8 protein-coding genes and 1 pseudogene are annotated in these 14,459 nt (G+C 65.3%); 6 read left to right on the top strand and 3 right to left on the bottom strand.

Annotated elements, in window-relative coordinates; genetic code table 11:
* Nucleotides 1–690: 690 nt before the first annotated feature.
* The 3 genes from ACQKIP_RS22875 to ACQKIP_RS22865 all read right to left on the bottom strand — a co-directional run bounded on the left by ACQKIP_RS22875 (nt 691) and on the right by ACQKIP_RS22865 (nt 4,521).
* Nucleotides 691–1,467, bottom strand: coding sequence for an ATP-binding protein (locus ACQKIP_RS22875; protein WP_365866185.1), 777 nt, complete (start codon nt 1,465–1,467; stop codon nt 691–693).
* Nucleotides 1,464–3,077 carry a transposase gene (locus tag ACQKIP_RS22870; protein WP_427743926.1) on the bottom strand — a complete coding sequence of 538 codons (1,614 nt, stop codon included), beginning with the start codon at nt 3,075–3,077 and terminating at the stop codon, nt 1,464–1,466. Before ACQKIP_RS22870 ends, ACQKIP_RS22875 begins: the two co-directional genes overlap by 4 nt.
* Before the next feature lie 148 nt (nt 3,078–3,225).
* On the bottom strand, nt 3,226–4,521 hold the full coding sequence (locus ACQKIP_RS22865; RefSeq protein ID WP_365866189.1) for an ATP-binding protein: 1,296 nt from the start codon (nt 4,519–4,521) through the stop codon (nt 3,226–3,228).
* An 857-nt stretch (nt 4,522–5,378) separates the two neighbouring features.
* Between ACQKIP_RS22865 and ACQKIP_RS22860 the strand changes: the two genes are divergently transcribed.
* The 6 genes and pseudogenes from ACQKIP_RS22860 (at nt 5,379) to ACQKIP_RS22835 (ending at nt 14,174) form a co-directional block, all read left to right on the top strand.
* Nucleotides 5,379–7,286 (top strand): AAA family ATPase, encoded by a 1,908-nt coding sequence (locus tag ACQKIP_RS22860; RefSeq protein WP_365867269.1) that lies wholly within the window; start codon nt 5,379–5,381, stop codon nt 7,284–7,286.
* A gap of 785 nt (nt 7,287–8,071) precedes the next feature.
* Nucleotides 8,072–9,003: pseudogene (locus tag ACQKIP_RS22855) on the top strand (IS5 family transposase).
* A gap of 451 nt (nt 9,004–9,454) precedes the next feature.
* On the top strand, nt 9,455–11,134 hold the full coding sequence (locus ACQKIP_RS22850; RefSeq protein WP_365867271.1) for an Eco57I restriction-modification methylase domain-containing protein: 1,680 nt from the start codon (nt 9,455–9,457) through the stop codon (nt 11,132–11,134).
* Between the two features lie 13 nt (nt 11,135–11,147).
* Entirely contained in the window at nt 11,148–11,879 is a 732-nt protein-coding gene (locus tag ACQKIP_RS22845; RefSeq protein WP_365867273.1) for a PaeR7I family type II restriction endonuclease, read from the top strand.
* Nucleotides 11,880–12,044: 165 nt separating this feature from the next.
* Nucleotides 12,045–12,875, top strand: a complete 831-nt coding sequence (locus ACQKIP_RS22840) for a PaeR7I family type II restriction endonuclease (protein WP_365867274.1) — start codon at nt 12,045–12,047, stop codon at nt 12,873–12,875.
* 273 nt (nt 12,876–13,148) lie between these two features.
* A complete protein-coding gene (locus tag ACQKIP_RS22835) occupies nt 13,149–14,174 on the top strand; it encodes a hypothetical protein (RefSeq protein WP_365867276.1) in 1,026 nt (341 codons plus the stop codon).
* The last annotated feature ends 285 nt before the right edge of the window (nt 14,175–14,459 follow it).

The following is a 14,459-nucleotide window of genomic DNA, read 5'->3' as shown; positions in this document are numbered from 1 at the left end:
CGGGCGCGGGGGCGCGGCGCGCCCCGGCCGCTCCCGCTCCGCGTGAGCGGAGGCGGCTCGCTCCGCTCACCGCCAGGCGGCACGCGCTGCGCGCGCACCCCCAACCACAGGGCAGGCGGCCCGCGTTGCGGGCCGTGGCCAGCCTGCGGCTGACCCGTGGCTTCCGCTGCGCTCCAGCCACTCCAGGGTGCACCCCCAACTCCCCTGCGGACAGGCGTGCCACGCTCCGCGCGGCCCGCCCGCCAGGCTCACGCCACAAACAGCAGCAAGAGGAGGGGGGTGGCGGAGTCTGGGGGCTGTCGGTAGTGGCAGCCCCGATCTGCTGAGGTGACGCACCGTCATGCATGTCTATCTGGATCACCCCTCAAGTGAGTGCTTCAGAATGAGACACGGATTGAGTCTGGAAACGATCAGCCTCGCCGATCCCGGTGTGCATGTGTGAATCTGCACGTGGCTGTCACCTGTCGTCGATCGCTGGATCTGTGCTCAGCCAACCTGTGAAGCGACAGGCAGGCCGACGAACCTCGCAGGTCAGAAGAACCAACGGCCCCTGGTGCTGCGCAGTTTCGGTGAGCCGACCACCATTGGACCCGCTCACCGAAACTGCGCAGCACCAGGTCAGCAGCGTGACGACTGTGCAATCTCACTGATCGCTGACATCACTCAGCGCAGGTGCCGAAGATCGCGCAGTCAGTCCCGCGAGCAGCCCAGTCTGCTGAACGCCCAGCGCAGTACCTCCTGGTCGGGGTGGTCGCGGCCTGTCCGTTCGAGTGCAGTCAGAGTGTGGGCTGTTAGCCGGGCCCAGTTACGGAAGTTGCCATGAGCTGCGTGGCGGTCGGCGAAGGCGATGTCCGTGGGATCGGTTCGTGCCCAGACGGGATGGTAGAGCGGGATGACCTGCTGAACTTCCTCCAGAGTGAGCTTGGTGACGTGCTGCCAGATGAAGATGCGGGAGGAGAGCATCGGCTCCTTCCGCAACACCGTGTGTGCTCCCTCGCCGCCGGCGAAAACGATCGCGATCTGCGAGTACGGGTGGTCCCAGACGAATCGGAAATATTCGAACGTCTCTCGATTAAGCCACTGCGCTTCGTCCACGACCAGCGTACGCGGCTGGGCCGCCAGCGAGTCCAGGAGCAGCCGGTCGAACTCGGATGGGTGACGCGGAGGTTCGCCCGGCAGACCGAGGGCGGTGAAGAGCTCGTGGCGCACCGCGCGGGCCGTGGGCCGGGCGCGGAAGGCGATCCGGCAGACTTCCTCGCCGCGGGTCCGCTCAAGCTCGCGCAGGCAGACGTTCGCGGCGAGGGTCTTGCCCACGCCGGCCGGGCCGTGGAGGCACATCATCGCCCTGGCGTCGATCGTGTCGGTGATGTTCTCCCTCGCGGCCAGGAGCGCGCGGGTCGTGACGACCGCGGCGTCCGCGAGCTGGGTGTAGTGATCTGTCTCCCGCGGCGGCAGCTGGCTCGTCATGGCTTCTCTTCCCGTCTGGCAGAGCGCAGGGAGGCTGGGGTGTTCCAGTCGTCGGGCGGAGGGGCGTGAGGGATAAGGTCTGGCAGGGCCAAGGCCGCCATGTCGCTGTCGGATGCCGCGGCGAGTTCCTGATCGGCTTCGGCTGCCGTGACGGCGCCCAGGCGCTGCGCGGGCGTGGGCGTGGTGGCTGGGGCGAAGCGCTCTCGACGCAGGGCCTCGGCCTTCTTGGCCTCCTCGCGCAGGCGGCGGGCTCGCACGGTGCGGGTGCGGCGTAGCTCGTCGAGCTGTTCGGGGGTGGCGGCGTCCGCGAGGTGGGCGGTACCGAGGTGACGGCCGGCGGGGTCACAGACCTCGATCTCGTGGGTGTGGTGGGGCATGAAGCGCACCGTGACCTTGAGGCCGGCTTGTCCGGTCATCCAGTCGGCGATGTAGTTGCGGTTCTTGAAGCGGACGCCGTGGCTGGTGAGGGTGCGGGTGCGGCCGTCGTCTTCGAGGGTGAAGGACCACACGTCGGCAGCGGGAACGTCGCGGAGCGGGGTCGGGTCGGCCTGCCATGCTTCGAGCGGCGTGGCTGAATGGAGCTCGGCGGGGTGGTGCTCGGTGTTCCACCAGGCCACCCAGGCAAGGAGTTGCTCGGTGAAGGCCTGGAAGGTCATCGGTGGGCCGCCAGGGCGGCGGTCGGGACGTTTGCGTGGCTTCTTGGGGGTGTAGCCGGGTAGGGCGGCGAACAGCATCACGGTGGCGCAGTGGTTGAGATTCTCGATGCTGCCCTTCAGGTGCGGGCTGTAGGGCGGCAGGACGGTGATGTCCGCGTCCAGGGCGGTCAGCGCGGTGGACACAGTGCGGGAGAGGAAGTCGCGGCCGCGGTCGAAGCGCACGTGTTCGGGCAAGCCGCCGAAGGGGCCGTACGGTTGGGTGCGCACGATCGCCGAGCGCACCGCGGCCAGGATCGAGGCCCGTGTCGGGCAGCCCGGGGTGACCGCGACACCGGTGATCGCTTTGGTCGCGCAGTCGATGAACCACGTGACGTAGGGGTGGACAAGAGCGCCATCGGCATCCACGCGCAGCGGGGCCTGGACGTGGTCGGCCTCCCACACGTCATTACGCCACGTCCGGGGGCGCTTGGCGAACACATCGTGGGCGCGGGCGGCTTCGGGTCCCTGGCGGTAGCCGGCCCGCTCCCCCGCGGTCAGGTCCCGACGGACCGCGCGCAGGAACGTCGCCAGAGAGGGCACGGGATCAAGCAGCGGGACAGCCTGTGACGGGGCGCCGCCCGGAACAGTCGTATCAGATGCAGGCGCGGCCGACGCGGAGATGGAGGACTCATCTGCCGGTGGTGTAGCGGGTGCCTGACGGGCACGGGCGATGAGCTCGCGGTGGACCGCAGAAGCGTTGCCGTGCCAGTACGCCAACAGCACCCGTATCTCAGCAGTGATCTCGAACCGGAGCGTACGACGGGCGCCCGGGGACAGGGTCCTGCCGGGCTCGGCGCTGGCATCGGCCAGCCACCGCCACACCGTCCGCTCCGACACATCCAGGCACTGCGCCACGAGACGGACGTGGTAAGTGGTGAGTTCATGCCGGGCGCGCAGATCCAACAGGCGCCGCAGGGCCGGAGCGCGCAGCGCCGTCAACGACACCGCATCCAGGGCCGGTGCGGGACTGGTCGCAGACTGGGCTTGCAGAGGCTCACCACACGGTATGTGCGCGTCCATGGTCGTCCTCCAGTGCGCCCGAGCGGAACCGGGAAGCGGCAGGTCAGGGGTGAGGGCCCAGGCGGCCGCAGGCCCAGGTGACCAGCTGGCGGTCCACGGGCCTTTCGGGATGACGGTCCCGGATCGCGTACAGGTGGGATGTGATCTTCGCCCAGGTGCGGAAGTTCCCCCGCGCGCACGTTTCGTCGGCGTGCAGCAGGTCCTCGTCGAGGGCGGTGTCCCATAGCGGGTGGAACAGGCGGAGCACAGCTGGCAGTTGGGATGCTTCGAGCCGTGGCATGTGCTGCCAGGTCAGCACCCTGGAGGCCAAGGCAGGTGCGCGGTTCAGGGAGCGCTCCGCGCCAGCTCCGCACAGCACCAGTGAGGCTCTGGTGGTGGGGGCGTCGATGAGCAGCCGCAGGTAGTCCAGCTCCGCAGCAGCGATCCGCTGGACGTCATCGATGACGAGGACGCCCGGGGACTTCAAGGCATCGATGAGCGCGCGGTCAGCCGCTTCCGTCCGGTTCGTGAGCGACTGGGCGGGCAAGCCGAACGCAGTGAGCAGCGCGGCCCGCAGCTGCGGCAGCGCCGGTTTCACCGCGATCACCGCACGGTGTACCGGAACGCGGCGGGGCAACAGACGCAGCGCCTGGTAGACCGTCACTGACTTCCCGTATCCCGGGTCGCCGTAGAGACACAACACACCCCGAGCCGCCACCGTGTGGGCCAGAGCCTTGGTGGCCTCGGCTAGCTGCCGGGTCGACACCAGGTGCGCCCCCGGCGCGTAGAGGCGCACCCCCGCCAGGAGTTCCGGCCTGGACGACGTGTCGGAGCCGCCGTTCGAACCCGCTCCCGTCGAGGACTCACGCCCCGAAGCCCGTCCTGCTTCATCAACCGTGCCCGGCAGTGCCAGATCGGCCACCGCACGGTCGTAGCAGTCGGGGACCACATGGCCCCGAGCCGGGCGGGCGATCTCCAACACGCGCCCCTCGCCCAGATCCCGGCGCACCGCCCGCATCACAGTCGCCAATGAGGGGGTGAGCGAGCCCTCGGCGGCCCAATGGCCGTCGAGGTCGCTGGTCATCCACCGATACAGCGCAGACACGTTCCCGCCCAGATCAGCCAGGCGAGCCCACAACACGTCATCCAGCGTGAAACCTGAACGCCGCGGCATTGGATCCACGCGACCCGACTCACGAGCCACCTCCAGCCAACGCCACACCGTCCGCTCCGAGACCCCGGCAGCTTCAGCAGCGATCCGGACATGAACACGCGTCACACCACCAGCCTGGCCCACCGCCAGCAGACGACGCACCACCACCTCCCGCAACACCACAGGCGTAGCCGCGGGCTCGGTCAACGGATCCGTCCCAGACGACAGCCGACTCTTCGCCATACCAACCAGCACACCCGAGCCCCCAACCCCGCGCACAGGAAGAGGCAACTCCATGACAGCAAGCCACTGCTTACGCTAGGCACTCCACGGCAGTCGACAGTCAACTCATGACAGTCGACACAATCACCGGTACCCACACACCAACCCGCGTATAAACACCGCATGGAAGATCAAACCCACTGCCGACCAACCACTGCCACCCCACCACCCACCCACACAGGGCACACAGTTGCAAGCGCACGGGCGCCAGCTTGCACCATCGTCGCGGCGTCAGTCCCACCAGAGCACGACAACAAAGTGCCGCTGAGCCGCTTTCCTCGGTGGAAGCCGCGCAGCACCTCGAAATGATGCACCAGGTACATCTGGACTCCCCCGTCCGGAGGCCCGAAGAATACTGCGTGAATGCCGTCGCCTCTCCCAGCCGATACGCAGACGATGAAAGCCGAGGAGCCAGGCGATCGTGCCCTCGACGGCGTAGCGAAAGATCCTGGGGCCGGCGTTGTGGGCTCGCCTTGCTTCGCAATGACGAGCCCGAAGCCCGCGATACCAGAGCAGGCAGCAGCACTTGTGGTCATAGTTGCGTTCGGCCGGGAGCGTGTCGGAGGGCGCCGCCGCGGCCGGCCGACCCGCTGCGCCGTGGCGCAGTGCTTTGTGCACGCGAGGGCTCTCCGTCTCCAACCCTCGTCAGGCGTCCGTGGGTTCCTACGGCGTGTGCACGAAGGCGGGACTGTGCTGCAACGATGGTGTTCAGTGGCTAGAGTTGCCCAGGGTAAATGAGTGTGTCCTTGTCCTCGCCGGGGTGTTGAGGTGTGAGGGCGCTTGTGGTTGAGGAAAGAGCGCAGGGGCGGCATCAGTTGAGACTTGTTGAACTCGGGGTGACGGGTTTTCGCTCCCTCGTTGACGTCCAGGGAATTCCGCTGCGCAGTCAGACCATCCTGACCGGGCACAACGACTGCGGGAAGACTGCTGTGCTGGACGCTGTCGCTTTCCTTCTCGACGAACCAGGCGTCGACGTCCAGGTCAGCGATCTGTCGAATTTCGGTGGACCGGAAGAGCCCGGCGAGCATCCTCCTGTGGTTCGAGAGATGTGCGTGGAGGGGACGTTCGAGCTTTCTGCTGAGGAGGAACAGCGGCTGGCAATCCAGTCGCCGGTCCTGTTGCGGCGCCGCCTTGACCAAGAAGGTCAGGTCGTACTGGAAGCCCGACTAAGTGTTCCCGACGACGCAAGGTTCCGCGGCCTGGACGACATGGGCCTTGCCGAGTTGCGGGAACTTGCTGCGCAGGTGGGTGTGCAGGCCGATGGACGGGCTAATGCGAAGGCGAGCTGGCTGCAGCCGCTGCAGGACCATGCCGCGGGCCTGGAGACGGTCACGGACTGGGCGGCCGTGCCGGCCGGGATCCTGGACAGCATGCCCGGCATGGTCTACTTCCGCGGTGGCGCTGCGGAATCGCCCGAGACAGTCGTACGCAGCATCCTCACGGCGAAACTCCGCGATCACGCAAAGACCGAGGCCACTCTCAAGAAGATCACTGAACTGGAGGGCGAGTTCAGCGAGCTACTCAAGACGGATGCGGAGAAGTTGCGCAAACGGATCGAGGAGCGCTGCGGTCTGGACAGCCTCACTCTGCAGCCTCGCATCCAGTTCAAGCCCTCCGTGATCGGCGTTGAGATGACGGCCTCCGCCAACGGTCAGCAGGAGGTCTCGCTCAGGTCCGCTGGGGCGGGGCGCTCCCGCCGAATCGCGCTTGCCCTGTGGGAAAGCACCAGGGAACTCCTGGAGATCCCGGAAGCCGTCGAAGGGCAGGACGTTGCGCCTCCGCACGACGTGGTGATCGCTTACGACGAGCCGGACACCCATCTGGACTATGAGCATCAACGCCGCATCATGAAGATGATCGAAGCGTCGTCCCGCACCCCCAACGCGAGGGTGATCGTGGCCACGCATTCCCTGAATCTGATCGACGGGGTGGACATCCAGGATGTCGTGCACCTGGGGAGCACGAGCGGACGGGCCGAGATTCAGTCCTTGACTGGCAAAGACACCGACGAGGACGTGCGCCGCTTCATGTCTAAAATGGCCGCCTCGCTCGGGTTTCGCAACAGTGTTCTATTGCACGAGCGGTGCTTCATCGGGGTAGAGGGCCCGACCGAGTATGCAGCCTTCCCCGTCCTCTTCAAGATCGCCATGGGTTATCCGATCCAGTCAGCCGGTATCGCTTTGTGGTCGTGCGGCGGAAATGACGGCGCTCTCAAATTTGCCCAGTTCCTCAAGGATCACAAACGGACCGTCTCCTTCATCGTCGACAGAGACTCCAAGCGGGACAAAGCAAAGTTCTTCAACGACGACCGCCTCAGTGTCAACGGTTTCCGGCCCCAGGAGTGCATCTACCTCGGAGACCCGAACGAGTTCGAGGACGTGTTCAGCGGGGACCTGTGGGCGCATGTCGCCAATGAGAGGTGGCCGCACAAAGACGCCGCACAGGGCAGATACTGGACGGCTGAGGAAATTGACGCCCTGCGCGCACGACCCAAGTTCAGCCATAGCCTGCACTCGCTGCTGCGCGCCGGCTCTGAGCAAGCTCCACCCAAGAAGGAGCAGCTCGTCAGCATCCTGGTGAATTACATCGAGACGCCCGCGGACATTCCCGAAGCCCTGCACAGCGTGTTTAAGAAAGCTATCTCGGTCGCCGAGGAGGCAGGTCCTCACCGGTGGGACAAGGAGGATTAGTCAGAGCGGGCGTGAGACACGCCGGACCTTCATCCGCCGCAGTCGCTGATCACGTGTTGGCTCCACCCAGGTATGCATACCTACCGAGGCAACCCATTGCGAACCGTGGCTTTCCCTGGAGTCACCGCACCAGCGGCAGCCGCTGGGCGGTGGTGGAGCGGCATGCCGAACGCGCACGATGGGAGCCCGCATTGCCTTCCGCCTTCAGTAGTCCGACTCAGTGAACTCAGCTTTGCACACCGCACCGACAATACGGATTACCATCTTCCGGTTGCGGCGGTGCCGTCGCGCTCGCCTCCGCCCGCCCTGCCTCATGCCACGCCACAGCGTTCCCTCCTTTGCTCTCTACCCTGAACCACCGACCGGAACGCAGCACGCCCAGGTCCGCGTCTAGAGCCCATCTGCTGGCCTGCGACATGCAGGTCCTCTCAGGCGCCCCAGGCCAGGCAAAGCCCGCGTCGCATCCCGCGTAGTGGTGTAGATATGCGGAGTTGAGAACTCCGCAGGTCATGGCGGCGGTGGGGCTGCAGCGTTGCCCTGTCCGGCATCAACCGCGGTGAGCAGCGCTGGGGGGTAGGGCAAGCCGCTCGAGTTCCCGGTCACCGGCACAGCGTCCGGACCCAAGCAGTCCGGTTCGCTACACCACTCGCGGGGGCACGACCCAAGCCCCCGCCACGCTGTGCCGGCGAGGGCTCCATCAGCCCAACCGCGATGCCGATGGCGCCACTAGGCACTGTTTCTCGGATCTCCTGACGTGACACGGGTGTTGGGGCCAGGCCGGGTGTATGGGCCGTGGGGATTTAACGAATGCGGAGTGGGATCGCCTGGAGTCACTCCTGCCTCGTGGTGGTGCGCGTGGAGGCCGCTGGAGTGACCATCGCCGGGTGATCAACGGCGTCCTGTACCGGGTGCGGACAGGTGTGCAGTGGCGGGACCTGCCGGAGCGGTTCGGTCCGTGGGAGACGGTCTACAAACGTCATCGCCGCTGGTCGGCGGACGGAACGTGGGCGATGCTGCTGTCTCGCGTCCAGGCCGCCGAGGATGCCGGGGGCCGGATCGACTGGGACATCTCGGTGGACTCCACCGCGGTGCGGGCTCACCAGCATGCTGCCGGCGCGAGGAAGGCCCGGTCGGCCCCGCCCCCTCAAAAGGGGGCGGGGCGGGGTACGAACCAGGGCGATCCGGTGCTGCGGAAACTGGTCGTCCGGCTGACGGAGGTGGTCCGCTCGGCGAATACCCAGGACGTTCCCGCGGCGGCTTCACCACCGAAATCCACCTCGCCGCCGACGGACAATGCAGACCCCTCACCTTCGTCCTGACCCCCGGACACTACGGAGACGGCCCACAGCTCGAGCGGGTGCTGAGCCAGATTTCCGTGCCCCGCAGCGGAGTCGGACGGCCCCGCAGCCGACCCGATCACGTGCTGGCCGACAAGGCCTACACGTCCCGGAAGAACCGCCGCTACCTGCGACGACGCGGAATCCGGCACACCATCCCCGAACGTCTCGACCAGCAAAGACACCGGAAAAACCGAGGCTCCCGCGGCGGGCGGCCGACCGGATTCGACAGCGAGCGCTACAAGAAACGCAACACCGTCGAACGGGCCATCAACCGCCTCAAGGGCTTCCGGGCCGTCGCAACCCGCTACGAGAAACGCGCCTACATCTACCTCGGCACCATCACCCTCGCAGCCCTCATCATCTGGCTCCGCACGTGATCCGAGAAACAGTGCCTAGCGCTATGCCCAGGGGTAACAGCCGCTGATCCCCACCTACTGAGGCACCTCCTCGCGCTGGCGACTCACTCCCCGCCCCACGGCACACACGGACGACTCCGTTCTCGTCGCTGAGCAGGTCGCGGACACTCGGCGATGCGCGGGGTGCACGAGTAATCGGAATAGATGTCGCCGGGGCAGCGAGGCGGCGATAGGCGACGCCGCCTGTCGCCGGTCAGGCGACGTCATCAGGCTCGGGCCGAGCGTGTCACTTCGGCGCCGGGCGGCTGGGGGTCGGAACGGCTGATTGGGAAGGGCCTGAGACTTCAGCTCTGGCAGCCCCAGATGTCCGGTCCAGGATCGCGTGTGGACGTGACGGGCGGTGCTCGAACACCCTCTGCGGGCTCTTTGTTGCATGGCACGCACGAGGAGGCGTGAGGGGTAGGGTCGTCGGGTGGCACAGGCAATGTTTGACATCGAAACTCCCGCCCTCTCCGTCCCCGAATCGCTCAAAGCGGCGGTGCAACACGGCGAGGTATTCACGCGTCGCTGGGTAGTGGACGCCATCTTGGACTTGGTCGGATACACGGCCGAGCGGGATCTTGCCGCATTGCGCATCCTCGAGCCTGCCTGCGGCCAAGGGGCGTTCCTTGGCGCGATCGCAGCCCGCATCAGTGCTTCGTGCCGGACTCACAACCGTTCCTTGCTGGACGCGATCCATGCGGTCGAGGCGTTTGACCTGGTCGAGCAGAACATTGCCCACAGCCGCGAGGCCGTCTCTGCGCAGCTCATCAGTGACGGTTGGGAATCTTCGGACGCTGAAAAGGTCGTTTGTTCTTGGATCAAGCACGGCGATTTCCTGCTACAGGATTCGCCGATGGCCCCTGCCGACTTTGTGGTCGGTAATCCCCCGTATATTCGCCTCGAAGATGTCCCCGATGGGCGAATGCGTGCCTACCGCCGAGCCTGCCCGGCCATGACTGGGCGTGCGGACACCTATGTCGGCTTCTATGAGCTCGGGCTGCGCAGCCTTTCGCCGGGAGGGAAGCTCGGCTTCATCTGTGCAGACCGATGGATGCGCAACCAGTACGGGCGCGCGCTGCGCCAGCTCGTCACCCGCCAATACAGCATGGATCTGGTTTTGACCATGCACGACGTAGACGCCTTTCAGGAGCAGGTGTCCGCCTATCCGGCTATCACCATCATCCGCAACGCTCCGCAGGGCGAAGCTATCGCGGCGGACACCACGCGTGACTTCGATGAAGCAGCCGTTCAAGAACTTCTCGCGTGGGTGACCGATTGCAAGGAAGACCTCACCAGGGCTGCTTCCTACCATGCGGCGCGCCTGCCTCACTGGTTTCCCAGGGAGGACTCCTGGCCGGCTGCCTCTCCCGCCCGTCTGGCCATGCTGGAAGATCTGAGCGACAGGTTCCGCCTTCTGGAGGACGAGACCACTGGGACCCGGGTAGGCATCGGTATCGCGACCGGAGCAGACAAGATCTTCCTCACGGATGATCGTGACCTCGTGGAGTCAGAGCGGCTGTTGCCTCTGGCCATGGTCCGTGACACCACCAGCGGCGAACTGGAGTGGAAGGGCACCTTCCTGGTCAACCCCTGGAGCGCAAGCGGCCAGCTCGTCGACCTTGAGGACTATCCGCGACTGGCTGCCTACTTCGCAGAGCACAGGGAGAAGCTCGGCAAGCGGTACGTCGCTGTCAAGCAGCCCAGCCGCTGGTACAAAACGATCGATAAGGTCGATCACAGTCTGACTCGTCACCCCAAGTTGCTGTTCCCGGACATGAAGTTGACCATCCACCCCGTCCTCGACGGGGGCGGACTGTACCCTCACCACAACCTGTACTTCATCGTGTCGGACACGTGGGACCTGCGGGCGTTGGGTGGGCTGCTTCTCTCCAAGGTTGCCGAGGCATTCGTAGAAGCGTATGCGGTCAAGATGCGGGGGGGCACGCTCCGTTTCCAGGCGCAGTACCTGCGAAAGATCCGGGTCCCTGACCCTGCGGACATGAGCGAGGAAGTCAAGATCGCCTTGTCCAAGGCCTTCGATGAGCGGGATGTACAGGCTGCTACCGAGGCCGCGCTGCGCGCCTACGGGTTGGACCAGCTGCCTGACTAGGAGGGGAAACATCTTGACGGTCACCCGCCAAGACTTCGAGGATGCCGTCGCGGCGTACTGGGGCACCAAAGACGCCCAGCGTGAAACGTCTGCGATCAAAGCCGCCGTGGGAGCCGGTACTGCCGGCTCGGTACGGGGCGGCAAGCACTTCGACCCCATCGCCGCGATGTTGGCCAAGTTCTTCCTCGACGCGGGCTACCCGCCTGAAGACATAAGGATCAGCAAGAAACAGGGCATGGCGCTTCCTGGCTACTTCCGCCCGCAGAAGCAGTGGGACGTGGTCGTGGCTCACGACAACACCTTGGTAGCAGCCTTCGAACTCAAAGCCCTCGGCGGCCCCTCCTTCGCGAACAACTACAACAACCGGGTCGAGGAGGCGTTGGGAAGCGCCGTAGACCTGCGTCGCGCTGCTCTCGCGGACTTGTTTCCCGGGGAGAAGCCGTGGCTTGGCTACTTCTTCATCATGGAGGACCACCCCAAGTCCCGTGCCCCAGTCGCAACTGCCCACGGCGCCTTGCCGGTCGACGAGATCTGGGCAGGTCGCTCCTACCAGGAGCGGTTCGCCATCTTCTGCGAACGCCTGATGGCGGAAGGACTGTACGACGCGGTCTGTTACATCACCTCGTCTGCGGCCGCCCCCAAGCCCGGTGAACTCATGGACAGCCTCGACTGGCGCCATTTCTCGGCAGCTATTAATGCACGCATCAGATATCTGTCTGATCTTGGACTGCCGCAGAAGCACTAGCCTTCCGCGGCAATGGCAGCAAGACGGCGCCCCTGCGGCCGAAGAATCAAGAAGTCCCGTAGGCCGACGGGACGCAGCGAAGAACTCCCCCACCCTGCCCAGGCCCCTTGGGCCGGTCCAGGCAGAACTGGCAACGATCACCGCGCCATTCAGGCCACTTTGACCATGGAGATGCCGGAGCCGCTCCGGGGTGCTGACCGTATGTGCAGCCTCGGGCGGTTCCCCGACGAGCAGGAGAGCGCGTTGGCAGTCAGCCGCCAGGACTTCGAAGACGCTGTTGCGGCGTACTGGGGTGTGAAAGACACCCAACTGGAAGTCTCAAAGATCAGGAATGCCGTGGGAGCCGGTACTGCCGGATCAGTACGAAGCGGAAAGCACTTCGACGCCCTCGCGGCCTTGCTGGCCAAGTTCTTCCTCGATGCAGGCTATCCACCCGCGGACATCAGGATAAGCGGCCAGGGCCTGAGCCTCCCCGGATACTACCGCCCACAAAAAAAATGGGATGTCGTGGTCACCCACGGCACGACACTGGTCGCGGCCTTCGAACTAAAGGCGCTGGGCGGGGGGAAGGAGGACGATGGCTACAGCAAGAATTACAACAACCGTATCGAGGAAGCGCTGGGGAGCGCCGTCGACCTCCAGCGGGCGTCTCAGCCCCCGTTCTATTCCGGAGAAAAGCCCTGGCTCGGCTACTTCTTCATCATGGAAGACACTCCTGGATCACGCTCGGCGATCAGGATCGACAACGGCCCATTCAGCGTCGAGGATAAATGGTACGGCATGTCATATCAGGGAAGATTCGCGGAGTACTGTAGACGCCTCAAGGCCGAGGAAATCTACGACGAAGTGTGCTACATCACCTCATCGGCGAGCGACCCTAAACCAAAGGAGCCCGTCGACACCCTTGACTGGCTCCACTTCTCCGCAGCCATAAATTCTCGTATCCAATACCTCGCGGAACTTGGAATTCCCCAAGACGACATGCTCCCCTTGTGAGACTCGCAGCCCGTATTTTCAGCGATTCCCGTCGCGATGAAGTGAACCCGAGAAGCAGGCGATGCATGCCACGATGGAGCGAGCACCTTCGGCCCTCCCCATGACGGCGGCGGCGACCTCCCGGCCGACCCTCGCCGCATCGTCACCCCACGGCACGTGCGGTTTGGGCAGGTCTGCCCACCCCTTGCGTGCAAACCGTGCAGAGCGACCGTCTCAGTATTCTTGGCTGTCTCCTCCCGCTACTGGAACGGAACGCTCTTTAACCTGATGCACTTGAGCCTCTCGGACGGGATATCCAACACCCTCGCGGCCCTCAGCCTGCTCGTCGCGGTGGCAGCCTTCCTCTACGCACGAACACAGGCCAAGGCGGCGGAGCAGGCCAACACCGCCGCCGCCAAGGCGAACGAGATCGCCCTGGACGCGAATCGCATCGCCCATGAGGCCAACGGCACCTCGCAGCAGGCTCTGGATGTCTCCCGTGCGCAGCTCGATGCCGAGCTGCAAGCTCAGCATCGGGCGGATGAACCGACATTCGAGGTCATCGAGGCAGTGAAGGAGATGTCAGGCGAGTTCTTCGCCAGGAGCACCCTGCGCCAGACCGGCGGAGTTGGACTTGAGCGAGCCGAACTGGTCGTGTCAGGAACAGATGTACGCTGGGCGAGAGCAGATGCCAACCCGCAGTCCGAAGTCCTGTCAGAGCCTGTGGTGTGGTGTAATCCCTCGCGCGGTTCTGAGCAGCGCCTGTGCGTCGAGCTGGAGTACCGGCACATGGACCCCGTGACCGTGACGATCCATCTGGCTTGCCACGCCTCAAGACGGGCGCTCGTGGGGGACATGGCTCAATGCACAACCGGCGATCCCTCCCACCACCACATACTCGCTTTTCGGCAGGAATCGCGACCGCTGACGCTCCGCTCGTACACCTGGCCGTGCGGGGTTGGCGATGGTCGCTCAGAGGACGTGGGTGATGCCGTCCACGTGCTGGGCGGTGACGGCCTGGGCGTCACGGCGGACGCTTTCCAGCAGACAAGAGCATCGGCGCAGGTCCGAGGCTGTCCATTTTCTGGCCTGTGGTTCTGTGGACCGCCCATAACTGGATCGGCGCAGTCGCCGGCATCAGAGTTGGGTCGTGACTGTTTCTCACTACCGCATTCTGGTAGCCATCTTGCTCGGGCTGATCGCGGCCGCAGTGGCCGTGATCCTCGTTGTCATCGACCGCGGACCGGCAACGACGGCGGCCCGAGATGCGAGCGTGGCCTTCGCCGGGACCACCACATTGTGCCTGCTGCTGTTCAGTGAACTCAGGGACCACTACAGTCAGGGGCCCCAATGAACCGCTACTGGACGCGGGGACTACGCGTCGAGCCTTCCTCTCTACACGACGGCGACGAGGCATGGTTCGCAGACCGCCTGGTCACGGTCGCCGGCCATGTCTTCCCACCCCGCTTTCGTATCTGGATGCGCCGATACGTGCGCTCAGGGGAGCCATGGATGGTGCCCCGCCGAGTGGTGTAGGCGGTCGGGCGTTGGAATGCGCGGTTGTCTGCTCGGGGCGTGCGCCTGCTGACAGTGACTGCTCCCTGA

Origin of the sequence: Streptomyces sp. NPDC059900, assembly GCF_050270335.1 — a bacterium.
In the GTDB taxonomy this organism is placed as follows: domain Bacteria; phylum Actinomycetota; class Actinomycetes; order Streptomycetales; family Streptomycetaceae; genus Streptomyces.
The sequence above is the reverse complement of the archived record's forward strand: the minus strand, read 5'-3'. Positions and strand labels throughout refer to the sequence as shown.

Bases quoted from the DNA above. Each gene is read 5' to 3' on its own strand.
- ACQKIP_RS22875 (WP_365866185.1), bottom strand. From the start codon at position 1,467: ATGACGAGCCAGCTGCCGCCGCGGGAGACAGATCACTACACCCAGCTC.
- ACQKIP_RS22840 (WP_365867274.1), top strand. From the start codon at position 12,045: ATGGAGATGCCGGAGCCGCTCCGGGGTGCTGACCGTATGTGCAGCCTC.